The 26,311-nt window shown below is 70.4% G+C and carries 26 protein-coding genes; 14 read left to right on the forward strand and 12 right to left on the reverse strand.

From position 1 onward, the window contains the following. Nucleotides 1-67: 67 nt before the first annotated feature. Together modA and ABZ027_RS33260 are read right to left on the reverse strand one after the other, a co-directional pair. A complete protein-coding gene (gene modA / locus ABZ027_RS33255; RefSeq protein WP_356774867.1) occupies nt 68-892 on the reverse strand; it encodes a molybdate ABC transporter substrate-binding protein in 825 nt (274 codons plus the stop codon). 174 nt (nt 893-1,066) lie between these two features. Then, on the reverse strand, nt 1,067-1,462 hold the full coding sequence (locus ABZ027_RS33260; RefSeq protein ID WP_356774869.1) for a helix-turn-helix transcriptional regulator: 396 nt from the start codon (nt 1,460-1,462) through the stop codon (nt 1,067-1,069). A gap of 101 nt (nt 1,463-1,563) precedes the next feature. Here ABZ027_RS33260 and ABZ027_RS33265 point away from each other — a divergent pair, with 101 nt between their 5' ends. Next, entirely contained in the window at nt 1,564-2,172 is a 609-nt protein-coding gene (locus ABZ027_RS33265; protein ID WP_356774871.1) for a DUF1707 domain-containing protein, read from the forward strand. Nucleotides 2,173-2,214: 42 nt separating this feature from the next. On the opposite strand, the gene ABZ027_RS33270 is transcribed toward ABZ027_RS33265, so the two are convergent. Next, nucleotides 2,215-4,167, reverse strand: a complete 1,953-nt coding sequence (locus tag ABZ027_RS33270; RefSeq protein WP_356774873.1) for an amino acid transporter — start codon at nt 4,165-4,167, stop codon at nt 2,215-2,217. Nucleotides 4,168-4,776: 609 nt separating this feature from the next. Here ABZ027_RS33270 and ABZ027_RS33275 point away from each other — a divergent pair. The 4 genes from ABZ027_RS33275 (at nt 4,777) to ABZ027_RS33290 (ending at nt 9,124) form a co-directional block, all read left to right on the forward strand. Beyond that, nucleotides 4,777-6,069 carry an extracellular solute-binding protein gene (locus tag ABZ027_RS33275; RefSeq protein ID WP_356774875.1) on the forward strand — a complete coding sequence of 431 codons (1,293 nt, stop codon included), beginning with the start codon at nt 4,777-4,779 and terminating at the stop codon, nt 6,067-6,069. A gap of 6 nt (nt 6,070-6,075) precedes the next feature. After that, nucleotides 6,076-7,074, forward strand: coding sequence for a sugar ABC transporter permease (locus ABZ027_RS33280; RefSeq protein ID WP_356774877.1), 999 nt, complete (start codon nt 6,076-6,078; stop codon nt 7,072-7,074). Between the two features lie 113 nt (nt 7,075-7,187). Beyond that, nucleotides 7,188-7,952 carry a carbohydrate ABC transporter permease gene (locus ABZ027_RS33285; protein WP_356774975.1) on the forward strand — a complete coding sequence of 255 codons (765 nt, stop codon included), beginning with the start codon at nt 7,188-7,190 and terminating at the stop codon, nt 7,950-7,952. 89 nt (nt 7,953-8,041) lie between these two features. Next, nucleotides 8,042-9,124: an endo-1,4-beta-xylanase gene (locus ABZ027_RS33290; RefSeq protein ID WP_356774879.1), complete on the forward strand. Its 1,083-nt coding sequence runs from the start codon at nt 8,042-8,044 to the stop codon at nt 9,122-9,124. Between the two features lie 65 nt (nt 9,125-9,189). Here the strand turns inward: ABZ027_RS33290 and ABZ027_RS33295 are convergent, their stop codons facing one another. From ABZ027_RS33295 to ABZ027_RS33305, 3 genes are all read right to left on the reverse strand, one after another. Further along, the gene (locus ABZ027_RS33295; protein ID WP_356774881.1) at nt 9,190-10,239 is read right to left on the reverse strand and encodes a LacI family DNA-binding transcriptional regulator; all 1,050 of its coding nucleotides are present in this window, start codon (nt 10,237-10,239) and stop codon (nt 9,190-9,192) included. 262 nt (nt 10,240-10,501) lie between these two features. Beyond that, on the reverse strand, nt 10,502-10,705 hold the full coding sequence (locus ABZ027_RS33300) for a DUF5999 family protein (RefSeq protein ID WP_356774883.1): 204 nt from the start codon (nt 10,703-10,705) through the stop codon (nt 10,502-10,504). A gap of 415 nt (nt 10,706-11,120) precedes the next feature. Further along, entirely contained in the window at nt 11,121-11,705 is a 585-nt protein-coding gene (locus tag ABZ027_RS33305; RefSeq protein ID WP_356774885.1) for a hypothetical protein, read from the reverse strand. A 559-nt stretch (nt 11,706-12,264) separates the two neighbouring features. Between ABZ027_RS33305 and ABZ027_RS33310 the strand changes: the two genes are divergently transcribed. After that, nucleotides 12,265-13,782 (forward strand): glutamate-cysteine ligase family protein, encoded by a 1,518-nt coding sequence (locus ABZ027_RS33310; protein ID WP_356774887.1) that lies wholly within the window; start codon nt 12,265-12,267, stop codon nt 13,780-13,782. A 382-nt stretch (nt 13,783-14,164) separates the two neighbouring features. After that, nucleotides 14,165-14,965 (forward strand): type II CAAX endopeptidase family protein, encoded by an 801-nt coding sequence (locus ABZ027_RS33315; RefSeq protein ID WP_356774977.1) that lies wholly within the window; start codon nt 14,165-14,167, stop codon nt 14,963-14,965. A gap of 5 nt (nt 14,966-14,970) precedes the next feature. Here the strand turns inward: ABZ027_RS33315 and ABZ027_RS33320 are convergent, their stop codons facing one another. Further along, on the reverse strand, nt 14,971-15,780 hold the full coding sequence (locus ABZ027_RS33320) for a PhzF family phenazine biosynthesis protein (protein ID WP_356774889.1): 810 nt from the start codon (nt 15,778-15,780) through the stop codon (nt 14,971-14,973). Between the two features lie 217 nt (nt 15,781-15,997). Between ABZ027_RS33320 and ABZ027_RS33325 the strand changes: the two genes are divergently transcribed. Continuing rightward, entirely contained in the window at nt 15,998-16,633 is a 636-nt protein-coding gene (locus ABZ027_RS33325) for a PadR family transcriptional regulator (protein ID WP_356774891.1), read from the forward strand. Between the two features lie 74 nt (nt 16,634-16,707). On the opposite strand, the gene ABZ027_RS33330 is transcribed toward ABZ027_RS33325, so the two are convergent. Next, nucleotides 16,708-17,136: an SRPBCC family protein gene (locus ABZ027_RS33330; protein WP_356774893.1), complete on the reverse strand. Its 429-nt coding sequence runs from the start codon at nt 17,134-17,136 to the stop codon at nt 16,708-16,710. A gap of 268 nt (nt 17,137-17,404) precedes the next feature. Between ABZ027_RS33330 and ABZ027_RS33335 the strand changes: the two genes are divergently transcribed. The 3 genes from ABZ027_RS33335 (at nt 17,405) to ABZ027_RS33345 (ending at nt 20,208) form a co-directional block, all read left to right on the forward strand. Further along, nucleotides 17,405-17,941, forward strand: coding sequence for a Clp protease N-terminal domain-containing protein (locus ABZ027_RS33335; protein ID WP_356774979.1), 537 nt, complete (start codon nt 17,405-17,407; stop codon nt 17,939-17,941). A gap of 99 nt (nt 17,942-18,040) precedes the next feature. Beyond that, on the forward strand, nt 18,041-19,045 hold the full coding sequence (locus ABZ027_RS33340; protein ID WP_356774981.1) for an EamA family transporter: 1,005 nt from the start codon (nt 18,041-18,043) through the stop codon (nt 19,043-19,045). Between the two features lie 200 nt (nt 19,046-19,245). Further along, on the forward strand, nt 19,246-20,208 hold the full coding sequence (locus ABZ027_RS33345) for an EamA family transporter (RefSeq protein WP_356774895.1): 963 nt from the start codon (nt 19,246-19,248) through the stop codon (nt 20,206-20,208). A gap of 75 nt (nt 20,209-20,283) precedes the next feature. On the opposite strand, the gene ABZ027_RS33350 is transcribed toward ABZ027_RS33345, so the two are convergent. Further along, nucleotides 20,284-20,955 carry a pyridoxamine 5'-phosphate oxidase family protein gene (locus ABZ027_RS33350; protein ID WP_356774897.1) on the reverse strand — a complete coding sequence of 224 codons (672 nt, stop codon included), beginning with the start codon at nt 20,953-20,955 and terminating at the stop codon, nt 20,284-20,286. Between the two features lie 35 nt (nt 20,956-20,990). Between ABZ027_RS33350 and ABZ027_RS33355 the strand changes: the two genes are divergently transcribed. After that, nucleotides 20,991-22,322, forward strand: a complete 1,332-nt coding sequence (locus ABZ027_RS33355) for an aminotransferase class I/II-fold pyridoxal phosphate-dependent enzyme (RefSeq protein ID WP_356774899.1) — start codon at nt 20,991-20,993, stop codon at nt 22,320-22,322. 257 nt (nt 22,323-22,579) lie between these two features. Here ABZ027_RS33355 and ABZ027_RS33360 read toward each other — a convergent pair whose 3' ends face one another. Next, nucleotides 22,580-23,545 (reverse strand): DMT family transporter, encoded by a 966-nt coding sequence (locus tag ABZ027_RS33360; RefSeq protein WP_356774901.1) that lies wholly within the window; start codon nt 23,543-23,545, stop codon nt 22,580-22,582. 38 nt (nt 23,546-23,583) lie between these two features. On the opposite strand from ABZ027_RS33360, the gene ABZ027_RS33365 reads away from it, so the two are divergent. Then, nucleotides 23,584-24,486: a LysR family transcriptional regulator gene (locus ABZ027_RS33365; protein ID WP_356774903.1), complete on the forward strand. Its 903-nt coding sequence runs from the start codon at nt 23,584-23,586 to the stop codon at nt 24,484-24,486. 59 nt (nt 24,487-24,545) lie between these two features. On the opposite strand, the gene ABZ027_RS33370 is transcribed toward ABZ027_RS33365, so the two are convergent. After that, nucleotides 24,546-25,013, reverse strand: a complete 468-nt coding sequence (locus ABZ027_RS33370) for a pyridoxamine 5'-phosphate oxidase family protein (RefSeq protein ID WP_356774905.1) — start codon at nt 25,011-25,013, stop codon at nt 24,546-24,548. A gap of 135 nt (nt 25,014-25,148) precedes the next feature. On the opposite strand from ABZ027_RS33370, the gene ABZ027_RS33375 reads away from it, so the two are divergent. After that, entirely contained in the window at nt 25,149-25,799 is a 651-nt protein-coding gene (locus ABZ027_RS33375; protein ID WP_356774907.1) for an isochorismatase family protein, read from the forward strand. Here the strand turns inward: ABZ027_RS33375 and ABZ027_RS33380 are convergent. Next, entirely contained in the window at nt 25,786-26,259 is a 474-nt protein-coding gene (locus ABZ027_RS33380; RefSeq protein WP_356774909.1) for a Rieske (2Fe-2S) protein, read from the reverse strand. The genes ABZ027_RS33375 and ABZ027_RS33380 overlap by 14 nt on opposite strands. Nucleotides 26,260-26,311 lie beyond the last annotated feature (52 nt).

Here is a 26,311-nt window from a genome sequence, read left to right on the forward strand (position 1 = left end):
CGTCGGTGAGGCCAGGACGCGTCGTTGCTTCTTCCGGTGCGGTGGGGCGCCGCCTGGTCCGGGCTGGTCACGGCTTCAGGAATCCGGCCCCGGTCAGGGCCTTCTGCCCGTCGGCGGACCTGACCAGCTCGATGAACGCCTTCGCCGTTGCCGGGTTCTGGGCGTTCTTGAGGAGGGTGATCGGGTAGTCGTTGATGGCTTCGGCCGACTCGGGGAAGTCCACCCCCCGCACCTTGTCGCCCGCCGCGTGCACGTCGGTCTTGTAGACGACGGCGGCGTCGGCCTCCTTCAGCTCGACCTTGGTCAGGGCGGCCTTGACGTCCTGCTCGTAGGAGACCGGGGTGACCTTCAGCTTGGCGGCGTCCAGTGCCTTCTGGGCGGCGGCGCCGCACGGTACCTCCTTGTCGCACAGGACGACCTTCAGCTTCGGGTCGGTGAGGTCCTTCAGTGTGGCGATCTTGTCGGGGTTGCCCGGCAGGGTGGCGATCTCCAGCTGGTTGCGGACGAAGGTGCTCGGGGTGCCGGCGGCGTCCTTCGCGTCGGTGACGACGGCCATCGTCTTGGGGCTGGCGGAGGCGAAGACGTCGGCCGGCGCGCCGCTGGTGATGCTCGCGGCGAGGGTGTCGCTGCCGCCGAAGTTGAAGGTGACCTTCGTACCCGGGTGATCCTTCTCGAACTGCCTGCCCAGCGTCGTGAAGCTCTCCTTGAGTGAGGCGGCGGCGAAGACGGTCACCTGACCGGACAGCTTCCCCGACGAGGACGCCGAGGAGCCGGAGCCTGAGGCGCCCGCGTCCGAGTCGGACGAGGAGCAGGCGGACAGTGCCAGCAGCACGGCGACTCCCGCACCGGCCACCTGCAGCGTACGGCGGGTCCGACGTACGGAACGGGTCATCACGGGTCCACTCCCTGGGTCTGTCTGGAGAAGAGTCGGCGGACCCTTCCGATGCAACAGATCATACGTCCGCATGTGCGAGCGAAAGCCCCGTGGCTCTTCGCATGTGCGAGCTCAGGTGGCCGTCGAGGGGCGCATGTGCGCTTCGTCTACAGGACTGCGCCGTCCGGTGGTTCAGACGCGGTCGATGTGCACGTTCGTCGACTTCACGCGGGCGGTGGCCTCCATGCCGATCTCCAGACCGAGTTCCTCGACGGCCTCCCGGGTGAGGAGGGAGACGAGTCGGTGCGGGCCGGCCTGGATCTCGACCTGGGCGGCGACATCGCCGAGCTTGATGGCGGTGACGATGCCGGGGAAGGCGTTGCGGGCGGACGTGTACGGCGTGTCCTCCTCGCCGCCCCCGGCCTTGGCGAGTTCCACCGAGAAGGCGGCCAGGTCCCGCCCGTCGACGAGCCGCCTGCCGCTGTCGTCGCGGTGGGTGGCCACCCGGCCGGCGTCCGCCCAGCGTCGCGCGGTGTCGGGGCTCACGCCGAGCAGCCGTGCTGCCTGGCCGATTGTGTAGGACTGCATGCCGGTCACGATAGGGCGCGGGTGGGGAACCGCGGGTGGGGGGTTGGCCGTTGGGTATAACGCGATATAGCTTTAGTGTGACGAGGGAGGGGTGGGGGCGCATGGCAGGTGGGTCAGCTCAGGAGAGCGGGGATCCTGGTGTCGCCGCGGAGCTCGGGCTGAGGGCCTCGCACGAGGACCGGGACCAGGTCGTGGACGTGCTGCGGGTCGCTGCGGGGGACGGGCGGCTGACCGCGGAGGAACTCGACGAGCGGGTGGGCGCCGCGCTGACCGCGCGCACGATGGGAGAGCTGGCCGTGCTGACGGCGGATCTGCCGACGGCGGTCACCGCGCGTCGGGGCTCCGCCGAGGTCAAGGACGTCGTGCGGATCGAACAGGAAGGTGCCTCGACGCGGCGCGGCGAGGGCTGGGTGGTACCGCGGCGGATGGAGATCCGTTCGGCTTGGGGCGAGGTGGTGCTCGACTTCACCGACGCCGTGATCACATACGACACGCTGCGCCTCGACGTCGACATCCGCGGGGGCTCCCTGAAGCTGCTCACCCGGCCCGGCGTCGTGGTGGACACGGACGCCCTGGTGACCAACTACGCCAAGATCAAGGCGCGGCGGTCGGCTGAGCCGACGGTACCTGTGATGCTGCGGGTGGAGGTGGTCGGTGAGCTGACCTACGGGCAGGTCGTGGTGCGTCCGCCGGGGAGGTTCGGGAGGTAGCGGGGGGCGAGGACAGGGTGCGTGAGGGCGGACGCCCGCACCTCAGCCGGTGTGGACGCGGGGTCGGCGGGCGCGGTCCGGTTCGGCCTCGCGCAGGACCTCTCGGGTGACCGGGGCGACCTCGCCCTGTCCGAAGAGGAAGAATCGCAGGAAGTTGGCGAAGGGGTTGCCCTCGGTCCACTCGAAGTAGATGTGCGGGGTGCACCTGGTCGCGTCCCGGACGTGCAGGAGCAGGGCGGCCAGGGCGTTCGGTATGGAGGAGGACTCCAGCGTCAGGACCCGGTAGCGGTTGTGCAGGACCTCGCCGCGTACCGTCAGGCCCGCCTCGAACTCGGACGGGTCGAGGACCGTGACCTCGACGAAGACGAAGTCCTCACCGGGGATGTCGTTGTCCTGCTGGATCTGCTCGATCTTGTCGCGGTACTCGGCCTTGTCGCGCTGGTCGGGCTGGTTGGCGATGAACCGTATCTTGCGGCTGGACATGTCACGGATGAAACGTTCCGCCATGCTGTCGAGCGTCACGCTGGTCACGCGGAGCTCGAAGGCGCGGGCCAGCCGGGAGAGCAGGGACACCAGGATGATGCCGGCGATGAAGCAGGCGCCGATCTTGACGCCGTCGGGGCGCTCGATGACGTTCATGACGGTCGTGTAGAGGAAGATCGCCGAGATGACCGCGAAGCCGACCGTCCAGCCTTGCTGGCCGGCCTTGCGGGCGGCGATGGTCACCGCGATCGCCGCCGAGCTGATGAGGACCAGCACACCCGTGGCGTAGGCGCCTCCCTGCGCGTCGACGTCCGCGTCGAAGATCCAGGTGACCAGGAAGGCGATCAGGGTGAAGACGATGACCATCGGGCGCACCGCGCGGGCCCAGTGCGGGGCCATGCCGTAGCGGGGCAGATAGCGGGGCATCAGGTTGAGCAGCCCGGCCATCGCGGAGGCACCGGCGAACCAGAGGATGGCGATGGTCGAGACGTCGTAGACCGTGCCGAACGCGTTGCCCAGGTAGTTGTGGGCGAGGTAGGCGAGTGCGCGTCCGTTGGCGTCGCCGCCCGGCTCGAACTCCTTCTTCGGGATCAGCAGGGTGGTGATGAAGCTGGTGGCGATCAGAAAGCCGCTCATGACCAGGGCCGCGGTGGTGAGCAGCTTCTTCGTGTCCCGGATCCGCCCGGTCGGCCGTGCGTCGGTGTCGTCCGGGTCGCCCTGGACGTGCGGCATGACGGCGACGCCGGTCTCGAAGCCGGAGAGGCCGAGGGCCAGTTTGGGGAAGACGAGCAGGGCCACGCCGACCATGGCGAAGACGTTGCCGTGCTCGGCGGTCAGGGCGCTGGACCAGTCGGTGACCACATGGCCCGCGCTGATGACGTGCCACAGACCGACGAGCACGACGACGAGGTTCAGGGTGAGGTAGATGCCGACGAGGGCGACCGCGACCCCGATCGCCTCCAGGAAGCCCTTCAGGAACACCGCGCCGAGCAGCGCCACGAGGGCGAGGGTGATCAGCATCTTCTGGTCGTGCAGGGTGCTCGTCAGGTGCGGGTTCTCGATCAGGTGGGTCGAGGCGTCCGCCGCGGAGAGGGTGATGGTGATCAGGAAGTCGGTGGCGGCGAAGCCGAGCAGGGTCAGGACGAACAGCTTGCCCTGCCAGAAGGACAGCAGCCGCTCCAGCATCGCGATCGAGCCCTCGCCGCGGGGGCTCTCCTCGGCCACTCGCCGGTACACGGGCAGAGCGCCGGCGAGCGTGACGATCACCAGCACGATGGTCGCTACGGGTGACAGCAGGCCGGCCGCGAGGGCCGCGATGCCTGGCTGGTAACCGAGGGTGGAGAAGTAGTCGACACCGGTCAGGCACATCACCCGCCACCAGCGCTGGCCCTTGTGCGCGGGTTCCGGTTCGGCATGGGGGCCCTGGTGGCCGCCGCCCTTTCCCATGTCGGACAGCCCCTCCAGCATCCAGGTCCGCAGACGACTGGGAGGTGGGTGTTCGGTGGTGGCCATCGAGGGTGCTCCTGAGGTGCGGCTCAGCGTGTGGATCCGGCCATCACGCGTACGGCGGGATCAGCGTAAGCAGAGAGTGACACCCGGGCCTGCGGATCAGGACGCCGGGGGCGTCAAGCTTCCGTTAAGACTGGCGGGGTGAGCGGCGGGCTTCGATCTGGTCCGGGGGCAGTTGATCTCGCCCCGTCTGCCCCTCGACACGTCTCGGCCCCGTCTTCGCGGAGAGCGAGGCCGGGCAAGGTACCGGCTCCGGCGAGCAGCTGAGCTAGATCGCGAAAGTTTCGGATGATCTGGCGAACGTTACGGAACGGTGTGGTGGCTGGCCGCCACGAGCGGCCCGCCGGTAGGCCGCGCGTCGGCCCGGTGTGCGCGGCTGACCGGGCGCCGACGGCCCGGCAGGTTCACCGACGCACCGTCGGCTGGTGAACGAATGGCTCCCCGGGGCGAGTTGGCCGGAGGTTCCGCCGCGATTCCCCGTGTACAAGGGGTTGCCACCGTTTGGCAGCTGTCTCTAGGGTGCGGCAACGACGAACCTTTCTGGATTATCTCCGAAACTTTCGGTCCAGCGGACGGGCGTGGATGCGCCCTCCCGTACCCAAGGAGCGCATGATGGGCGACCCGGCACTGTCCCGCCGCGGCTTCCTGGCGGCCTCCGCCGCGGCCGGTCTGAGCATGACGGCACTGAGCGGCTGCGGCGGCGACTCGGACGGGGGGTCGTCGGGGACGACCACCATCGAGTGGTGGAACATCTCCACCACTGAACCGGCGAAGGGCGTCTGGGCGTCCCTCGCCAAGAAGTTCGAGGCACAGAATCCCAAGGTCAAGCTGAAGATCGTCCAGTTGGAGAACGACGCCTACAAGTCGAAGATGACGGCGCTGATCGCTTCCGGGAAGCTGCCCGACATCTTCCACACCTGGGGCGGAGGCGTCCTGAAGCAACAGGTCGACGCCGGGCTGGTCGAGGACCTCACCGACACGACCAAGCCGTGGGCCGACGGTCTGCTGAAGGCCGCCAAGGCGCCGTACCTGCTCGACGACAAGGTGTACGGCATTCCGTTCGACATCGGCATGGTCGGCTTCTGGTACAACAAGGCGCTCTTCAAGCAGGCCGGGATCAGCACACCCCCGACCACCTGGAGCGACTTCCTCGCCGCTGTGGGCAAGCTCAAGGCCAAGGGCATCACCCCCATCGCACTCGCGGGCAAGGAGAAGTGGCCCGGTATGTACTACTGGGCCTACCTCGCCATGCGCACGGCCGGCGCGGACGCCGTGCAGAAGGCGTACGACGACAAGGACTTCACCGGAGCCGACTTCGTCGCGGCGGGCGAGCACCTCAAGGAACTCGTGGACCTTAACCCCTTCCAGAAGGGGTTCCTCAACGCCGCCTACAACAGCCCCACCGGTCAGGCCGCGGCCGTCGGCAACGGCAAGGCTGCGATGGAACTCATGGGTCAGTGGGCACCGGCGGTGCAGGCCGACGCGGGCAAGGGCCTCGGCGACGACCTCGGCTTCTTCCCCTTCCCCGCTGTGGCGGGCGGCAAGGGCAGCATCACCGAGGTGTTCGGCGGGGGCGGCGGGCACGCGCTGCGCAGGGGCGCTCCGCAGGCGGCCGTCGACTTCCTGAAGTTCTTCGCCTCCGAGGCGACCGAACTGGAACTGGTCAAGAAGACCAACACGCTGCCGGTGATCCCGGGCGCCGAGAACGCCATCACCGACCCCAACTTCAAGGCCGTACAAGCGCAGTTGAACGCCGCCACGGGCTTCCAGCTCTACCTCGACCAGGCGTACGCCCCCGCTGTCGGTCAGGAGGTCAACGACAGCGTGGCCGCGCTCATCGCCGGTTCCAAGTCCCCCGAGCAGGTCGCCCAGTCGATCACGAAGGCCACGAAGGAAGAGCAGTAGCCGGCGATGACCTCCACGTTCCTTCCGGACAAGCGGACGGGCCCTGACGTCGATCTCCCGCCTCCGGCCGCGACCGCGGCCCGGGACCGAACCCGGCGGCGCGTGCTCCACTGGCTCACCGCGACGGCCTTCCAACTGCCCGCCCTGGTGCTGTTCATCGGGCTCGTGCTGCTGCCGATGCTGTTCGCCCTGTACGCGGCCTTCTTCCGGTGGGGCGGCTTCGGCATGCCCTCCGACTACGTCGGCGTCGACAACTTCGACCGGCTCTTCGACGACCCGGTGTTCCTGGGCGACCTGTGGCGCTGTCTGGTCCTGATCCTGTTGTCGCTGGCTCTCCAGCTACCGTTCGCGCTCGGCATGGCGGTGTTGCTGAACCAGCGGGTGCGGGGCCGGGCGGTCTACCGGATGCTGTTCTTCGCGCCGTACATCCTGTCGGAGGCCATCACCGGCGTGCTGTTCAGCATGATCTTCGCCCCGGACGACGGTCTCGCCGACCAGGTCCTGGGCGGCGTGGGCCTGGACGGGCTCGGCAGCACCTGGTTCGCCGACCCCTCCACCGTGATGGCGACCCTCTTCCTCGTCATGACCTGGAAGTTCTTCGGCTTCCACATGATGCTCTACCTGGCCGGACTGCAGTCCATCCCGGCCGAGTTGACCGAGGCGGCGCTCATCGACGGCGCGAACGCCTGGCAGCGTTTCCGCAACGTCACCCTGCCGCTGCTCGCACCGACCCTGCGTATCAGCGTGTTCCTGTCCGTCATCGGCTCTATCCAGCTGTTCGACCTGGTGTGGGTGATCACGCAGGGTGGCCCCGACCACCACTCCGAGACCATGGCCGTGACCATGTTCCAGTTCGGCTTCAAGCGTTACCAGGTCGGCTACGCCAGCGCGATCAGCGTGGTCATGTTCGGCATCAGCCTCGTCTTCGCCCTCGCCTACCAGCGGTTCGTGCTCCGCCGCGACCTCGAAGGGGCCACCACGACCATGCGAGGAGGCGGGAAGTGACCCTCATCCAGAAGACACCGGCACGGAACGCGTCGGCGCTAAGGACGTCCAGCAGGACGTCCCGCGGCAAGACGCTCCCCATCCACGTCGTCCTCGTCACGGTCGGCGCGGTGATGGCCGTACCCCTGCTCTACGCGGTCCTCTCCGGCTTCAAGTCCACCGACCAGCTCTCCCGCAACCCGATCGGGCTGCCCGACCCGTGGGTGACCTCCAACTACACCGGAATCCTCGGCTCGGGCTCGTTCTGGCAGCTGGTCGGCAGCAGCACCGTCATCGCGATCGGGACGACCGTCATCGTCGTCGCGGCCTCCGCGCTCGCCGCTTTCTCCTTCGCCCGGTTCGCCTTCCGGGGCCGGGAGTTGCTGTTCACGCTGTTCACCCTGGGGCTGATGTTCCCCTTCGCGGTGGCGGCCCTGCCGCTGTTCCTGCTGCTGCGGTCCCTGGGCCTGCTGGACAACCCGCTCGGCGTGATCCTGCCGCAGGCCGCGTTCGGACTGCCGATGACGATCATCATCCTGCGGGGGTTCTTCCAGCAGATCCCCGGCGAGCTGGAGGAGGCGGCCACGCTCGACGGGTGCGGCCCGTTCGGGTTCTTCTGGCGCGTCCTGCTGCCCATGGCCCGGCCCGCGCTCGGCACCGTCTCCGTCCTCGCCGTGGTCGCCAGCTGGAACAACTTCTTCCTGCCGCTGCTGGTGTTCACCGACTCCACGTGGTGGACCATCCCGATCGGCGTACAGCAGTTCCAGGGTCAGTACTCCGCGGAGTACGCCAGGGTCTTCGCCTACCTGGTGCTGGCCATGGTCCCCGCCCTCGCCTTCTACTCGGTCGCCGAGCGCCAACTCGTCGGCGGCCTCACCGCGGGCGCCACGAAGGGATGAGCGGCACCCGCGACCGTACGTCTCACCCTCCCCGGCCCCGGACTTCGGCCCGGCCGGGGGCACCCCGTCCGCACGTGAGGAGTCGCACCATGCGCAGTACGACCACTCGCTCCCGCACCCGACTCAGACTCGCCGGCGCCCTCGCGGCCCTCGTGGTCGCCGCGGGTGTCGCCACCGGCCCGGCGGCCCAGGCAGGCGAACAGCACGGCAGGCAGCACGGCAAGCAGCCGACCCTCGCCGACCTCGCCCAGCGCCACGGCCGCTACTTCGGCAGCGCCACCGACAACCCCGAACTCACCGACGAGCCGTACAAGGCCGTCCTCGGCAGCGAGTTCGACATGATCACACCCGGCAACGGGATGAAGTGGTACGCCACCGAACCCCAGCAGGGGGTCTTCGACTGGTCCAAGGGCGACGAGATCGTGAACCTCGCCCGCGCCAACCACCAGCGGGTGCGCGGCCACACCCTGGTCTGGCACAGCCAGCTGCCCGGCTGGCTCACCGGCCGCACCTGGACAGCGCCCGAGCTGAGGGCCGTACTGAAGAAGCACATCCAGGCGGAGGTCCGCCACTACCGGGGCAAGGTCTACGCCTGGGACGTGGTCAACGAGGCCTTCAACGAGGACGGCACGTACCGCGAGACCGTCTTCTACAACACGCTCGGCCCCGGCTACATCGCCGACGCCCTGCGCTGGGCCCACCAGGCCGACCCGAAGGCCAAGCTCTACCTCAACGACTACAACATCGAGGCGGTCGGCCCGAAGAGCGACGCCTACTACAAGCTGGCCCAGGACCTCAAGGCCCAGGGTGTCCCGCTGGACGGCATCGGTCTCCAGGCGCACCTGGCCCTTCAGTACGGGTATCCGACCACCCTTGAGGACAACCTCCGCCGCTTCTCACGGCTCCGGCTGGACACCGCGCTCACCGAGGTAGACATCCGCATGTTCGTGCCCGCGGACGAGGCGAAGCTGGCCACGCAGGCCGAGTGGTACCGGGACCTGACCGAGGCCTGCCTCGCGGTGCGCCGCTGCGTCGGCATCACGCTCTGGGACTACACGGACAAATACTCCTGGATCCCGGCGGTCTTCGAGGGCCAGGGCGCGGCGCTGCCGTGGGACGAGCAACTGGCCCCGAAGCCGGCGTACTTCGCGATCCGGAAGGCGCTGAGGTAGGGCGACGCCGGCTCAGGAACCCGTTCCCGGGCGCCTACGAGGGGGGCGCCCGGGAACGTCCACAACTACGCTTCGGCCATCGGCGCCGTGCTGGCCCTGACCACCAGCTCGGTGCCGAGCTCCACCCTCGGGGAATCCGGCTGTTCGTCGCGGGTCAACCGCAGCACCGTACGGACCGCCAACTTGCCCATGTCGGCGAGCGGTTGGCGCACGGTGGTCAGCGGCGGAGCCGACCAGCGGACTTCCGGAAGATCGTCGAAACCGACCACGCTCATGTCCTCCGGCACCCGCAGCCCCCGCCGTCGCAGCGCCTCGATGGCGCCGAGGGCCATCTGGTCGCTGGCCGCGAACACGGCGGTCGGCGGCTCGGGCAGCTCCAGCAGGACGTTGCAGCTGGTGAACCCGGACTCCGGGTGGAAGTCGCCGGGGACGACGAGCGAGTCGTCCACCGTGAGGCCCGCGCCCTCCAGCGCCGCGCGGTAGCCGTCGAAGCGGGCCCGGGAGCACAGCAGCCGGGGCGGGCCGGCGATCAGAGCGATCCTGCGGTGCCCCAGCGACAACAGGTGCTCGGTGGCCGCCATGCCGCCCGACCAGTTGGCGGCGCCGACGGTCGGCACATCGAGGGCGGGGGAGCCCGCCGGGTCGACGACCACCAGCGGGACGCCGAGGATGCGCAGTTCCGCGTGCAGCACGGGCTCCAGCGCCGAGGTGACGAGGATGACGCCGTCGGAGGCACGGGCCCGCAGATTGCGCAGCCACTCCCGGGCGTCGCCGGCGCGTCCGTGGATCGCGGACACCACGGTGCCGACCCCGGCCGCGTGGGCGACCTCCTCGACGCCCCGGATGATCTCCACCGCCCACGGGCTGTCGAGGTCGTCGAAGACGAGGTCCAGCAGGGCCGCCCGGGTGCCGGGGGCGGCGGGGCGCCTGCGGTAGCCGTGCTGTCGCAGCAGGTCCTCGACCCGGGCCCGGGTCCGCGGCGAGACGTCGGACCGGCCGTTCACCACGCGCGACACGGTCGGCACCGAGACCCCGGCCTGCCGGGCGATCTCCGTGATCGTGACCTTGCCCCGCGCCTGCGGCGCCGTCCCGGCGTCGGCCTCCCCTGCTGTCACGTCCCACCTCCGTCGACGGTGGCCCCGTCGGCCCTCAGCGCACCGGACGAACCCACGAAACTTCCAGAAGTCTTCCGGAAAGAGGTGGACCGTGGGAAGAGTTCGCCCCGGAACGCGCGCGGACGGCGCCCGCGGGATCGCAGCACGCACGAGAGGCTACGGGGAGTGACCGGCCCCGGACATGGGTCGGGGCCGGCGCAGTCGAGGCTGCGAGCCGGCCCCTCACGTACTCCGGGCGGAGCGGTGGACCGCCCGGTCAGGCTCAGGCGACGTTCAGTACCTGGCCGGCCAGCGGACGGTGCGGGGCGATGACCCGGCCGTCCGGCAGGAGCTCACCGGTGTCCTCGAAGAGCAGGACGCCGTTGCACAGCAGGCTCCATCCCTGTTCCGGGTGGTGCGCCGCGAGGCGGGCGGATTCCCGGTCGGCGGAGTCTGCTGTCGGGCACGGTGGCTGGTGCTGGCACATTGATGGGATCTTTCGCTCTGTCGTGACGGATGAGATGGATGTCGTGTCTGTCTCGCGGCTTGAAGCGTCGTTCATGGCCGCCCCCCGTTGGATAAGTCGGTCCGAACCCAGTGTTGCCCCACGGACGTCAATCCGCAGGGATTTCGCGGCACCGCTTCTCACAGGTTGATGACGCATCACTCGCCCGGACGGTTCACCCCAACTGCACTGTCACTTCGGGTGGTTCGCCGTAGTCGGATGGGACTGGGCCGGACGTGGCCACGCTCCGGCTGGGCTCTTACGAGGCGCAAAGTGCTCGCATGAGCGAAAGGGCTCCGGGTGAATCCCCGCACGAGCGTAAGGGCTCCGGAAACGGCGTCGTGCCCCGCCACGCGGAATTCGGGGCGGGGCACAGACGTCGCCGAGACGCCGAAGGTCAGGCGGGAGAGCTGAGCAGAGGTGCGGGAGTGACCCGATGGGTGAGCACCGGGAGCAGGTCGGCCACCCGGTATGGGCGGTAGGCCGCGATGCCGGGCGGGGCGGGCGCCAGCGGGACCAGCAGATCGGTGGCGGCGGGCTGACCGGTCGCGCCGTCGGCGGCGCAGTCGCCGTGCAGCCAGAGCGTCAGCATGTAGAGGCCGGGGATCGACAGCAGTCGTGCCTGGCAGGGCTGCTGGATGGTCTCCGCCTGACGCAGCGCCTGTTCGGTGGAGGTGATGTACGGGCCCTCGAAGAAGTGGGAGAACGCCCATCCGTCGGGCGTCAGCATGGTCTCGGCCGCCGCGACCGCGCGGTCGCCGCAGCGGATCAGGAAACGCCAGCCGGCCAGCCGGGTGGCGGGGGCGCCGGCCGCGTCGATCCCGTCCAGGACGTGCACGGGCAGCGGCAGCTCGGGCGTGGCCGGGCCCTGGGCGTTCAGCAAGGAGGGAGTGCGGGCCTCGCGGACCGCGGTGGGAGAACCGAGGGCGGTGAGGACCGAACGCAGGGCCGGCGCGGGAGCCGGGGGGACATGCAGGGGCATGGTGGGTCGCCTCTCATTCGACAGGCACAGTGGCGCGAGGGCGGGGCGTGGCGGGGCGTGGCGGACGACGGTGTCAGCTCGCGAGGCAGGAGAGGCGGGGGTCCTGGTCCGGTGAAACCGGGGCTGAGGCCTGCCGTACATCACCTGACGGCAGGATCGAGGGCCGCGGGCGCCAGCCTTCTACCTTGTTCGCGAGTTTATACGACATATGTTCCTACGGTGTTTCATCTAACCGTTTCTCGCGGGTACGGCAAGGTTTCATTCGGTCGGCGATTCGCGGGAAACATCCCGATTCCCGGATGGGTGCACGACGGTGACCTCGGGAAATGCCCGGGCGGCGGACGGCTCATTGTCGTCGGCGTTTTTCACGAGTTTCTGAGGGAACTCGAAACCGCACCGTGCATCATGCCCGGCGAATGTGCCACCGGTCACATCCGCAAGAGTAGCGGCTGTCAGGACCGTCCGGGACGTTATCGATCGTCTCGGCGGGGCATCATCCCACCTGACCCGGACATCGGCGGCCGGCTCGTCGGCCCGCCCAATCGAGGAGGACGCTCCGATGGGGGAGAAGGTCGCGGCAGGCCAGTTCGACCTGTCCGATCGCCAGCGCTACCGCGACAAGCTCCGACAGTGCCTGACGGGGCTCGAGCGACTCCTGGCCGACAAGCGGTTCGATCGGCCCAAGAACCTCATGGGGCTGGAGATCGAATTGAATCTCACCGGTTCGGACGGCATGCCGAAAATGCTCAACGCGCAGGTGCTTGAACGCATCGCAAGCCGAGATTTCCAAACAGAACTCGCCATGTTCAACCTGGAAGTCAACATTGCCCCACACCGTTTGGGTGGGCGGGTATTCGACCGGCTCGCCGAGGAACTCCGCACCTCCCTGGCATATGCCGACCGAAAAGCGGGCGAGCTCGACGCGGGAATCGTGATGATCGGCATTCTGCCGACTCTGGACCGGGACGACCTGGTCTCCTCCAACCTCTCCGACGTCGACCGCTACGCCCTGCTCAACGAGCAGATCGTGGCCGCCCGCGGTGAGGACTTCACCCTCGACATCGACGGCGTGGAGCGTCTGACCTGCACCTCCAAGTCCATCGCACCCGAAGCCGCCTGCACCTCCGTGCAGCTTCACCTGCAGGTCACCCCGGACCGCTTCGCCGATGTGTGGAACGCCGCCCAGGCCGTCGCCGCCGCGCAGATCGCCGTGGGCGCCAACTCGCCCTTCCTGTTCGGCCGCGAACTGTGGCGCGAGTCCCGCCCGCCGCTGTTCCAGCAGTCCACGGACACCCGGCCGCCCGAACTCCAGGCCCAGGGCGTACGCCCGCGCACCTGGTTCGGTGAGCGCTGGATCTCCTCCGCCTACGACCTCTTCGAGGAGAACCTGCGCTACTACCCGGCCCTGCTGCCGATCTGCGACGAGGAGGACCCGCTCGCCGTCCTGGACGCGGGAGGTGTCCCGAAACTCGCCGAACTCGTCCTGCACAACGGCACCGTCTACCGCTGGAACCGTCCGGTCTACGGCATCGCCGACGGGGTCCCGCACCTGCGCGTCGAGAACCGCGTGCTGCCCGCCGGTCCCTCCATCACCGACGTCATCGCCAACGCGGCCTTCTACTACGGCGTGGTCCGGGCCCTCGCCGAGGAGTCCCGGCCCGTGTGGACCAGGCTGCCGTTCGAGGCCGCCGCCGCCAACTTCGACGCCGCGTGCCGGGACGGCATCGACGCCCGTTTCACCTGGCCCCGGCGCGGTCGCTACAGCGGTACGGCCGAGATCGACGCGGTGAGCCTCGTACGCGACGAACTGCTGCCGCTCGCCGAGGCCGGGTTGGAGGCATGGGGAGTCGAACCCGCCGACCGCGACCTGTATCTCGGGGTGATCGAGGAGCGGTGCCGGCGTCGGGTCAACGGTGCGTCCTGGCAGTCCGCGACGTTCCACCGGGCCCTGGAGGGCGGGCTGTCCAGGGAGGCCGCGCTGGCCGCGACGACCCGTCGGTACCGTGAGCTGATGCACGAAGGCGAGCCGGTGCACACCTGGCCGGTGGGCCTGCCGGAACCGGCGCCGCTGGGCTGAGGACGAGACACCGGGCCGAGGGCCGGGAGCTTCAGCCCCGGCCCTCGGCCCGGGGACCGTCCGTCGGCCGTCGGCGCCCATGGGGCTGAGTTGGGCACCCCCACCCGCCCCTCCCCTCGCGCCCGCCTCCAGCGAGCCCCGTGACCTTCTACGTGTCCGCCTGTCGCGCGGCGGCGGCGCGTGGCCGGGGGCGCTGCCGCCCGCCCCATACTGATCAGGCAAGCTGTGACGTCCCACGACGGTGGCGCCTGTCCATGTCGCCTTGCTGAATGACGAACCCGACTGAGTAACGTGCCGGGATCCGGCCGCACGGCAGGCAGGAAGGCCAGCCCTGGCCAAGCGGCGGTGGGGATGCGGCGGGATGACTCAACTGGAGGCAGGCGTGCAGTCGGAGGCGGGCCCGGTGGCCGATTCTCTTCCCCCGGAGCGGCTCTCGCGACGGATCTTCCGCGACGAGACCCTGCTCGTTCTGGGGCTCTCGCTCGGCGCGAGTGGTGTGTCCGCCCTGATCAGCTTTGTCGGATCGGTCACCAAACCGGGTGGTCTGAAGGATCAGGCGGCCACCCTCAACGCCTCGGCCGCGCCGGGCCGCCCCTGGCTCGATCTCGCCTGGCAGTTGTTCGGGATCACCTCGGCGCTGGTTCCCGTGGCGCTGGTCGCGCACTTCCTGCTGCGGGAGGGGCACAGCCTGAGAACTCTCGGCTTCGACCGCACGCGGCCATGGCCGGACCTGGGCCGGGGCGCCGCGGTCGCGGCGGTGATCGGCGGTAGTGGTATCGCCTTCTACCTGGCCGCACGCGGTCTCGGCTTCAACCTCACGGTGGTGCCGGAGGCGCTGCCCGACGTGTGGTGGAAGTACCCGGTGCTGATCCTTTCGGCGATGCAGAACGCGATCCTCGAAGAGGTCATCGTCGTCGGCTATCTCCTGCGCCGCCTGGGCCAGCTGGGCTGGACGCCGGGCACGGCCCTGGTGGCCAGTTCCGTGCTCCGCGGCTCCTACCACCTCTACCAGGGCATCGGCGGCTTCATCGGCAACATGGTGATGGGCGTGGTGTTCGTCTACCTGTACCGCCGCTGGGGCCGGGTGGGTCCCCTGGTGGTGGCGCACTCCCTGCTCGACATCGGCGCGTTCGTCGGCTACGCCCTGCTGGCCGGGAAGGTGGGCTGGCTGCCGACGGGGTGAGCCACTCAGGCGAGCAGGTCCCCCTCGATGACGGTGACCGCGTGGCCGCTCAGCAGGGTGCGGTCGCCGCGCAGTTCGGTGTGGACGCGGCCGGAACGGGGCGAGGCCTGCAGGCCGGTGAGCTCGGCGCGGCCGAGGCGCTGGGACCAGTACGGGGCGAGGGCGGTGTGCGCGCTTCCGGTGACCGGGTCCTCGTCGATGCCGACGTTCGGGAAGAAGCAGCGGGAGACGAAGTCGTAGCCGCAGCTGGGGTCTTCGGCGGCCGCGGTGGCGATGACGCCGCGCGCGGAGAGGGCGCCCAGTGACCTGATGTCCGGCGTCAGGGCGCGGACCGTCTTCTCGTCGGCGACCTCGACCAGCAGGTCGCCGATGTCCGGGCCGGTGTCGAAGACGGCGAGCGGCTCGGCGCCCAGGGCCTCGGACACTCGGTCCGGGAGGGCTACGGGAGTGAGCGGCGCGGTCGGGAAGTCCAGGGTGATCGAGCCGTCCTCGCGGGGCGTGGCGATCAGGACCCCGCTGCGGGTGGCGAACCGTACCGGGCCCTGGTGGGCGCCGGTGGTGTGCAGGACATGCGCCGTGGCGAGGGTGGCATGGCCGCACATGTCGACCTCGGTGGCCGGGGTGAACCAGCGCAGCGCCCAGTCGGCCCGACCGCCCTCGGGCAGCCGGTGGGCGAACGCGGTCTCGGCGTGATTGACCTCCAGGGCCACCTGCTGGAGCCGCTCGTCCTCCGGGAAGGCGTCGAGGAGCAGGACCCCGGCCGGGTTGCCGGTGAAGGGGCGGTCGGTGAAGGCGTCAACGATTCGGATGCGCATGCCTCGACGCTAGAGGTGGGGCGAAGCCCCGTCCCAAGGCCAATTCCCGGACGGTGGCCCGATTTTCGCGGCCGGCTCCGCCGGGCGATCACTCGTGCACCGCGTCCATGTCGTAGAGATCAGCGATTGGCCCCGCCATCGAGGGGTTGTCATCGGAACACTCCCGATATATCGTTGAGGCATCGCGACAGATCAACGATGGAATGGAGTGATTGCGATGCGTACCCACGGATTCGAGCGTGGACATGGACGTCGACAGGATGGTCCGGGCCGTCGTGGCCGGGACGGCTTCGACGGGCGGCGGGCTGCTTTCGGGCCCTTCGGGCCGGGTGGTCCCGGCGGCCCCGGCTTCGGTGGGCCCGGCTTCGGGCCGGGCCCCTGGGGGCCGAGGGGGCGGGGCGGACCCCGAGGGAGGGCCCGGCGCGGTGATGTGCGCGCGTCGATCCTCGCCCTGCTGAAGGACCGGCCGATGCACGGTTACGAGATGATCCAGGAGATCGCCGAACGCAGCGGCGGGGCGTGGAAGCCCAGTCCGGGCTCGGTGTATCCCACCCTCCAGCTGCTGGAGGACGAGGGATTGATCGTCAGTGAGTCGGAGGGCGGCAAGAAGCTGTTCGCCCTGACCGAGGCCGGTCGCACCGCGGCCGACGAGGGACCCGACGCGCCCTGGGAGGAAGCCTCCCGCGGCGTCGACTGGGAAGCACTCGGTGAGATCCGTCAGGCCGGCTTCGGTCTGATGGAGGCCTTCGGGCAGGTCTGGAAGACGGGCAGCAAGGAGCAGCGCGAGAAGGCGCTGGCCATCATCAACGAGTCCCGCAAGAAGCTGTACCTGATCCTCGCCGACGAGGACTGACCGTCGTACGGCGGAACGGGGCGCCCCGTGGAGGAATCCGCAGGGCGCCTTCGTGCCCCCGACAGGCGCCGCCGTCAGGTCACCAGGCCCGCCAGTTTGCGCAGTGACTCGTTCAGGGCGGCCGTGGCCGAGTCCTTCAGCTTGCCCGCCATCAGGGAGACCGCGGCGCCGGTGAACTCGCCGTCGATGCGTACGGTCGTGGCGTCGCCCTCCGGCGTCAGGGTGTAGCGGTTGGCGACGGTCACCGACATCGGGCCCTTGCCGCGGACGGCGAACAGTCGAGCCGGCTCCAGCTCCTCGATGGTCCACTCGATCTCGGCCGGGAACCCCATGAGCTTCATGTTCTCCTGGAAGGTCCCGCCCACGGCGAGGGTCTCCGGGCCGCCCTTGGGGAAGCTGGTGTGGGTCGCGTTCCACTCGCCGTACGCGGACCAGTCGGTCATCCGGGCCCAGACCTTCTCCGCGGGTGCCTCGATACGTGCCTCCGCGCTGACTTCGGCCATGCGACCACCCCTTCGTGTCGGGCTACGGTGTCGCGGAACGTAGCCGTGGGGCCCGCAACATTCAATACTGATGAGCCGTCAGGAAAATGTGCGGTGAGTCGTGCGGCGTTCGGGACGCGATGCAAGGCGGCGCGCGCCGTCGGGGAAGAACGGCGCGATCTCATCCGTGAGGAGGAGATTCCGGCGTGCCGGGTCCCCTTCCCGTGGGACGTGAAGATGCTTCCTTTCGCGGATGCCCCGAGGGGGAGGGGCTGATGGGATGGCGGATGTGCAACCGCGTATCCCCCGGCAGTCGGCCCACGAGCCCGACAGCCGGCCCCGGGTCCACCCGGACGACGATGTCAGGCTCAGTGCCGAGCTGGCAGCGGTGGTCTCCGGCGCCCGCCGCAGGGCGGTCAGGGACGGGGACCGGCAGATCGACACCGCCCATCTGCTGCACTCGCTCCTGGAGTCGGACCCCGAGGTGCGGTCCGTCTTCGACGGTGAACCACGCCTCGCCCGCCTGATGGGCTACCTCGTACAGCGCAGCATCGGCTACGGGCTGCGCTGGCAGGGCAGCGTCGAGGACTCCGGTGCCGTACCCGTGGTCAGCGGCGTGGAGGGCTACTCGCCGCTGGCGGGCGCAGCGTTGGAGGACGCCTGCGCGCGGGCCGGCCGCCGCGGCGGCCCCGTCCTCGGCATCGACCTGCTCGTCGCGATCCTCGTCGACCCCGAGGCGCGGGCCGTCGAGGTACTGGACCGCGCCGGGATCGACGCGAACCTGGTGTTCGTCCGGGCCGACAGTCGCTTCCGGCCGGCTGTCTGAACGGGTCTGTCGCGCGACCGGAGGGCCGTGGCGCGTCTCGTTCCAGTCGGTGAGACAGGTGTGAATGGGCGTGACGCTCATGTCATCGGCTGCCATCATGTGCCGGTGCACACGTCTGGGAGCAGTCAGGGCCACCGAGGCAGGGGCGTCGGTCTCGGTCTCGCGGTGGCGTCCGCGGTCGCCTTCGGCGGATCCGGCGTCGCGGCCAAACCGTTGATCGAGGCGGGACTCGACCCGCTCGACGTGGTGTGGCTGAGAGTGGCGGGCGCCGCCCTGCTGATGCTGCCGGTCGCGGTCCGCCACCGCGCCCTGCCGCGTCGCCGTCCGGCCCTGCTCGCCGGGTTCGGTCTGCTCGCCGTGGCCGGTGTCCAGGCCTGCTACTTCGCCGCGCTGTCCCGGATCCCCGTCGGGGTCGCGCTGCTCGTCGAGTACCTCGCGCCGGCGCTCGTGCTCGGCTGGGTGCGGTTCGTGCAGCGGCGGCCGGTGACGCGGGCCGCCGCGCTCGGGGTGGTCCTCGCGGTCGGCGGGCTCGCCTGTGTCGTCGAGGTCTGGTCCGGCCTGAGCTTCGATGTTCTCGGCCTGCTGCTCGCACTCGGGGCCGCCTGCTGCCAGGTCGGCTACTTCGTGCTGTCCGACCAGGGCAGCGATTCCGGCGGCCAGGCACCCGACCCGCTCGGGGTCATCGCGTACGGCCTCCTGGTCGGCACCGCCGTGCTGACCGTCGTCGCGCGCCCGTGGGGCATGGACTGGTCCGTCCTCGCGCGCACCACGGACATGGACGGTACCCCGGTCGCGGCCGGTGTACTGCTGGGCTGGATCGTGTTCGTCGCCACGGTCCTCGCGTACGTCACCGGCGTGCTGGCGGTGCGGCGGCTCTCCCCGCAGGTCGCCGTCGTCGTCGCCTGCCTGGAAGCGGTCGTCGCGACCGTGCTCGCCTGGATCCTGCTCGGTGAGCACCTCTCGGCGCCGCAGATCGTCGGTGGTGTGGTCGTGCTGGCCGGCGCGTTCATCGCGCAGTCGTCCGCACCCGTCGAGAACTCCGCCGAACCGGTGGCCGGCGGGGACGGAGAAAAGAAATTGTCGGCCACCAGGCCGGCTGCCTAGGCTGGCGATCATGCATTCCCGCGCACGCGTTCTGCCGCCGCCCGCCGCCTGAGGCGGGCCGCCGAAACGCACGCCCGGCGTTCTGCCGGGCGTCACGGTGCTGCCCGCGGACGAAGTCCATGGACCCCGCCGAGCGGGCGTCCTTCCCGAACTTTGTGCGCACGGGCCACCGCGCTCGGGCGCGTCTGCGGAGAGAACGCGTGTCGAATACTGTTGTCGGCCTGCCCGTCGGGCGAGGCCTTTCCTATCTGATCGTCGCCGGTGTCGCCTGGGGCACCGCGGGCGCGGCCGCCTCCCTGGCCTACCGGGCCAGTGACATCGGTCCGCTCGCCCTGTCCTTCTGGCGCTGCGCGGCCGGGCTCGTCCTGCTGGCGGTCGCCCGCCTACTGTGTCCGCGTGCCCGGACCGGCGTGGCCGAACCGCTGGGACGCAGGGCGCTCAGGGCCGGCGCCACGGGTGTCGGGCTGGCCGTGTTCCAGACGGCCTACTTCGCGGCCGTCGCCGCCACCGGACTCGCCGTGGCCACCGTCGTCTCCCTCGGCGCTGGTCCTGTCCTCATCGCGCTGGGCGCCCGCCTGACTCTGGGGGAGCGGCTCGGGCGGGGCGGGATCGTCGCCGTCGCCGGGGCGCTCGCCGGGCTCGGAATGCTCACCCTCGGCGCCGGGGGTGCGACCGTACGGCCGTCAGGGGTCCTGTTGGGACTGCTGTCGGCTGCCGGGTACTGCCTGACGACCCTGCTCACCCGCCGATGGGGTCGCGACGGGCGGGTGGACGCCGCCAGTACGTCCGTGGCGGCGTTCGCGGTCACCAGCCTGTGCCTGCTGCCGTTCGCCCTCGCCGAGGGCATGGTGCCGCACACCGCCGATCTCGGTCGGCTGCTGTGGCTGCTGGCGTACATCGCGGCCGTTCCCACGGCCCTCGCCTACGCCCTCTACTTCGCTGCCGCCGCCGTTGTCCGTCCCGCCACCGTGTCCGTGATCATGCTGCTGGAACCGGCGAGCGCGGCGGTGCTGGCCGTGGCCCTGCTGGGGGAGCGGCTCACCCTCGGGACCCTCGTCGGCACCCTGTTGATGCTCGGCTCGGTCGCGGGACTCGCGGTGGCGGAGACGCGGGGGACGGTGCAGGCGCGGGGCGCGGCGGATGAGGGGGCCGCGCGCGCCTGACGGCAAGAGGTGCTTCCAGCATGGGGACGCCGGGCCTGTGCACGTCAGGCATGCGGGACAGGCCCCCCGTTCACCTCACTGCAAGTAGTCCGGCACTTCGGTGCCTGGGGCCAGAGCGGCGTCCGCGACCGGGGTGTCGTAGCCCTTGCGCAGCGGGACGACGCCGGCCCAGTAGGGGAGGGCCAGGTCCTCGGGCTCGTCGTTGACACCGCCGGTGCGCAGCTTGGCGGAGACCTCGTTCAGGTCGAGGCGGATCACCGCGGTGGCGGCCAGTTCCTTCTTGTTGGCGGGGCGGGAGTCGGCGGCCCGGCCCGCCACGACGTGGTCGACCAGCGCGTTCAGAGCGGCCTGCTTCTCCTCGGGGTCCGTCACGTCGTGGGCGACGCCGTGCACCATCACGGAGCGGTAGTTGAGCGAGTGGTGGAAGGCCGAGCGGGCCAGGATCAGCGCGTCGACGTGGGTGACGGTCAGGCACACCGGCAGGCCCGGGTCGGCCTGCCCCGTCATCCGGAGCGGACGCGAGCCCGTCGAGCCGTGCACGTAGAGCCGCTCGCCGACCCGGGCGTACATCGTGGGCAGGACGATCGGCGCGCCGTCGCGAAGGAAGCCGAGATGGCAGACGAAGCCCTCGTCGAGTATCGCGTGCACGACCTCCGCGTCGTACGAGGCCCGGTCGGCGGAGCGCGTGGGGACGGTGCGTTCGGTGGGGGTGTAGGCGGTGGCCGTCGACTGAGGGCTCTCCTGCATGGCGTTCTCCATTGCACTAGTGCATAATTGAGTTTGTGCTAGGAGAATATCGGATCGCAGGCCGACGTGCGGCGGAGATTTCGGCGAGCATCGAGCGCGCGGTGGGGGCCGGAGAGCTGGAACCTGGTCAACTTCTCCCACCGATCAGGGAGTTGGCGACGGGGCTGGGAGTGAACCCGAACACCGTCGCGGCCGCCTACCGCATCCTTCGCGAGCGTGGAGTCATCGAGACCGCCGGGCGCAGAGGCAGTCGGGTGCGGCCCAGGCCGGCCACCACCGGGCGCCAGGAGATCAGGGCGGACGCCCCGGCGGGCGTGCGGGACGTGGCCGACGGCAATCCGGACCCGGCGCTGCTGCCGTCCCTGGCGAAGGCGTTCGCGGCGGCCGGCGAACAGGGGGACCGGGAGCCGGTCCTCTACGGAGAGGCGCCCGTCGAACCGGGGCTGGAACGGCTTACGCGGTCCCATCTGGACGCCGACGGCGTGCCGGACGGGCCTCTCGCCGTCCTCTCCGGCTCACTCGACGCGATCGAGCGTGTGCTGGCGGTCCATCTCAAACCCGGGGACACCGTCGCCGTGGAGGATCCCGGCTGGGGCAGCCTGCTCGACCTCGTCCCGGCCCTCGGGCTGCGCACGGCCCCGGTGGGCCTCGACGACGAGGGGCCGGTGCCCGACGACGTACGGCGTGCCCTGGAGGCCGGGGCGCGCGCGCTGATCGTCACCGACCGGGCGCAGAACCCCACGGGTGCCTCGGTGACCGCCACGCGCGCGCGTGCCCTGCGGGCCGTTCTGAGTGAGTACCCGGAGGCCCTGCTGATCGAGGACGACCACGGCAACGGAATCGTCGACCTCCCCCTGCACCCCTTGGCCGGCGCCACCCACTCCTGGGTCTTCGTGCGCTCGGTCGCCAAGGCGTACGGCCCCGACCTGCGGCTCGCCGTGCTCACGGGGGATCCGGTGACGCTCGACCGGGTGCGCGGCCGGCAGCGGCTCGGCGCGGGCTGGGTCCCGCGGGTCCTCCAGCGGGCGCTGCTGCGGCTGTGGACCGACGGCGCGCTGGACCCGGCGGCGGTCGCGGCGGCCTACCGAGGGCGCCGCGACCTGCTGATCGACGCGCTCGCGGAGCGCGGGGTACGGGCCCACGGGCGCTCCGGTCTGAACGTGTGGATCCCGGTGCCCGACGAGACCGGAACCGTCTCCCGACTCCTGCACGCCGGTTGGGCGGTCTCGGCCGGCGCGCGTTTCCGGCTGAACTCGCCCCCGGGCATCCGGGTCACCGTGGCGACTCTCACCCCGGAGGAGACCGGGCCGCTGGCGGACGCGATCGCCTCCGCCGTCAGCCCGGGGCCGGCCCGCAGCTACGTCTAGGGCCTGTCGTTTGGATCAGGCCGCAGGAAACTGACGGTGCTGGTCGATGCCGGTGAGCGGGGTCATGGGGGTCCCCCCGCGCGAGCGAAGCCGAGCGTGGGGGAGTCGGCAACCGACGACAACGCGGGTGGGGGTCCCTCCCGCTCGACCGCAGCCGAGCGTGGGGGAGTGCGTGCCAGACCCCGCGTCTGCGGCGTGATCCAAACGACAGGCCCTAGCGGGAGGGGCCCGGGCCCGGGCCGGGTCGGTGTGTCGCTTCAGGGCCTGGTCCTCGGTCTCGCCCGGGTGAGTGCCGCGCCCGCCAGCACGATCGCCGCGCCGACCGGCGTCGACCAGCTCAGCGACTCGCCGAGGATCGCGACACCGGCAGCCGTCGCGATGACCGGGATGAAGTAGGTGACCATCTGCGCGGTCGTCGGGCCGACCTCGGCGACCAGGCCGTACTGGACGAGCACGGCGAGTCCCGTGCCGAGGGCGCCCAACGCGGCCGTCGCCAGCAGCGGGACGACCGGGAAGTGGCTCGGTGCGCTGGTGAACAGGGGGGTGACGACCGCCAGTTGCAGCGTGGCGAGCAGCAACTGGGCGCCGGTCAGCGACAGGTTCGAGTGGCTGGAGCCGGCCAGGGTGCGACGGACGTAGATCCAGCCGATCGGGTAGCTGAGGGAGGCCACCAGGGCCATCGCCGTGCCCGTGGCGTCCAGGCCGTGGAAGCCCTGCCAGGCGCCGAGCACTGTCAGTACGCCCAGGAACCCGATGCCGAGACCCGCCACCCGGGTCCTGGTCGGCCGGTCCTCGGAAAGGGCGACCAGGGAGAGCGCCATGCCCCACAGCGGTGAGGTCGCGTTGCAGATGCCGGCGAGGGTGGATGGGATCGTCAGCTCCGCGTAGGCGAACAGGGAGAAGGGCAGCGCGTTGAGGAGGAAGGCGGCGACTGTCAGATGCGTCCAGGTGCGCGTGCCCCGCGGAAGCCGCTGCCGCCTGACCGCCATCGCCGCGGCGAGCACCGCCGTGCCGAACACCAGACGGCCGAGGGTGACCTGGAAGGGGGCGTAGCCCTCCGTGCCGACCTTGATGAGCAGGAAACTGAAACCCCAGATCAGCGAAAGGGCGCCGAAGCGCAGCCGCCAGTCCAGGGTGAGGCCGGAGACGGTCGGAGCGGGCGTCGAGGTGGGGGTGACGGTGGTCATGGCTGCAACGATGGCGCGCGTGATCTCGTAGCACAAGCAAGATATTCAGCGAGGTACCTCGTAGTATTGCTTATATGTTGAACCTGGAGCGCTTGCGCACCCTCGACGCCCTCGCCCGGCACGGCTCGGTCAGCGGCGCGGCCGAGGGGCTGCACATCACGACCTCGGCCGTCTCGCAGCAGATGTCCAAGCTGGAGCGCGAGATCGGCCAGCAGCTGCTGGCCAAGAACGGTCGGGGGGTGCGGCTCACGGACGCGGGCCGACTGCTCGCCGAGCACGCGGCGCGCATCCTGTCGCAGGTCGAACTCGCCCAGTCCGATCTGGAGGCCCAGCGCGGACAGGTCGTCGGTGAGCTGCGGCTGGTCGCCTTCCCCACCGCACTGCGGGGGCTGTTCCCCGACGCGCTCGCCGCGCTGCGCACCGACCATCCGGCGCTGCGCGTGCGATCGCGGGAGCTGGAGCCGGAGGCGGGGGTGAACGCCGTGCTCCGGGGCGACGCCGACATGGCGGTCGTCCTGGACTGGTACAACAAACCGCTGCCCATGCCCCAGGGGCTCGCCAAGGCGTCGATCCTCGACGATCCCGTGGAGATCGCTGTGGCCGAGGGGCACCCGCTCGCCGACCGGGACGAGATCGACCTGGAGGACTTCGCGGAGGATGAGTGGGTCGCCTGGCCCGAGGGCGAGTTCTGTCACGAGTGGCTGCTCTACACGCTGCGCGCGAAGGGCATCGAGCCTCTGATCGCCCACAGCGCCGAGGAGCACCACACCCAACTCGCCCTGGTCGCCGCCGGGCTGGGCGTCTGCGTGGCGCCCCGCCTCGGCCGCGACCCGATGCCGAAGGGGGTGCGGGTGGTGCGGCTGCGGCATCGCGTCCACCGGTACATCTACGCGGTGTGGCGCGCGGACGCCGACCGCCGCCCGTCCATCCGGGCGGGGGTCGAGGCGCTGCGGACGGCGGCGTCGAAAGTCGCCTGAGGTTCCCCGCCGAACGGGCCGAAGGGACGCCCCGCCGGACTACGTGGGGTCCTGCCGGACTACGCCGGACCCAGCTTCCGGAAGTCCCAGGAGACGATCTTCTCCGGCGTCAGCCGCACCCATGCGTGCCGGCCGTCGTGCGGCATCTCCTCCAGGCGGAAGTTCTTGCGGGCGAACAAGGTCTCCGGGAGGTCGAGCTCCGCGCACAGCTCCCCGGTGCGCGGTGCCTCGCCCACGAAGTCCACTGCCCCGGACAGCTCCACGCCGCGCAGCTCCTCGTACTCCTCACCCGTGTCGACGACTATCGCGACCCGCGGATCGCGCCGCAGATCGGTCCACCGCTTGCTGCGCACCACCGAGTACAGCCACATCGAGGTGCCGTCCCAGGCGAACCAGAGCGTACTCACGTGCGGGGCGCCGTTCACGGAGACGGTCGCCACGCGGCAGGTGCGCTGACTGGTCAGGAACTCGTCCAGCTCACCCGGCGTCATCATGATCTTCCGGCCCCTGCGCTGAGTGACGGTCATGTCCTCCCCCTCTTTCTCCCACGTCGTGTCAGAGGAGATCCTCTGACATCACGTCAGAAAAGGATGGGTCGTCTTCCGTCCCCGCGCAATGGTGGCTAGTCTCACCCGCCACACCGTCGGCCACCAGGGGGAGCCGTGCCGTCGTACGACCAGCTCAGCGAACTCCTCGATCCGGCGACCACGGTCCTGCTCACCGTCGAGTGCCAGCAGGGCGTCGTCGGACCCGCCAGCGCCCTGCCCGAGCTCGCCGAGGAGGCACGCTCCTCGGGCGCCCTCGCCAACGTCGCCCTGCTGGTCGCCGCCGCGCACGAGAGCGGCGTCCAGGTGATCCACGCGATCGCCGAACGCCGCCCGGACGGCCGGGGCGCCAGCCGCAACGCCCGGCTCTTCCGCGCCGCCGAACGGCTGCCCGTCCAGCAGGTGGCGGGCACCCCGGCGGTCCGGGTGGCGGCCCCGATCGAGGTCACCGAGCAGGATCTCGTCGTACGACGGCTGCACGGGCTGTCACCGATGCAGGGCACCGACGCCGACGCGCTGCTGCGCAACCTGGGCTGCCGGACGCTGGTGGTGACCGGCGTGTCGGCCAACGTGGCCATACCCAACACCGTCTTCGACGCCGTCAACCGCGGCTACACCGCCGTCGTGCCGACGGACGGCATCGCCGGGGTGCCCTCCGACTACACCCCGGCGATGATCCGCAACACCCTCGCGTTGGTCGCCACGCTCACCAGCACGGACGAGGTGCTGTCCTGCTGGAGACGCCGCCCCCGGATCAGGCCAGCTTGATCGAGTCCCCGTCCACGCTGATCTGCTTGGCGGCCAGCGGCTCGGTCGCGGGGCCCTTCTTCACGCTGCCGTCGGTGACGGAGAACTGGCTGCCGTGGCAGGAGCAGGACAGCACGTCGCCCTTGAGGTCCGTCATCGGACACTTGCGGTGTGTGCAGATGGTCGAGAACGCCTTGTAGTCGCCCGCCTTGGGTTGCGAGACGACCACCTTCTCGTCGCTGAAGACCTTGCCGCCGCCCTCCGGTATGTCGGCGGTCTTCGCGAGCGCGGTGCCGCCGCCGGCTCCCGGATCGGCGGCGGTGCCTCCGGTGCCTGCGGCACCCTGCTCGGTGGGCGAGCCGGACGCGTCGTCGTCCGACCCGCAGGCGGTCAGCGCGACGGCGAGCCCCGCCGCGCCCAGACTCGCCACGACGGTACGGCGGCTGGGGGCCGGGACGGGGTGGTGCGATTCGCTGGCCATGCTGACGTTCCCTTCAACGAATACTCGTGAACTGCCCACAGGTACGGGCCCG

This window comes from Streptomyces sp. NPDC006332 (genome assembly GCF_040612855.1).
GTDB lineage: Bacteria > Actinomycetota > Actinomycetes > Streptomycetales > Streptomycetaceae > Streptomyces.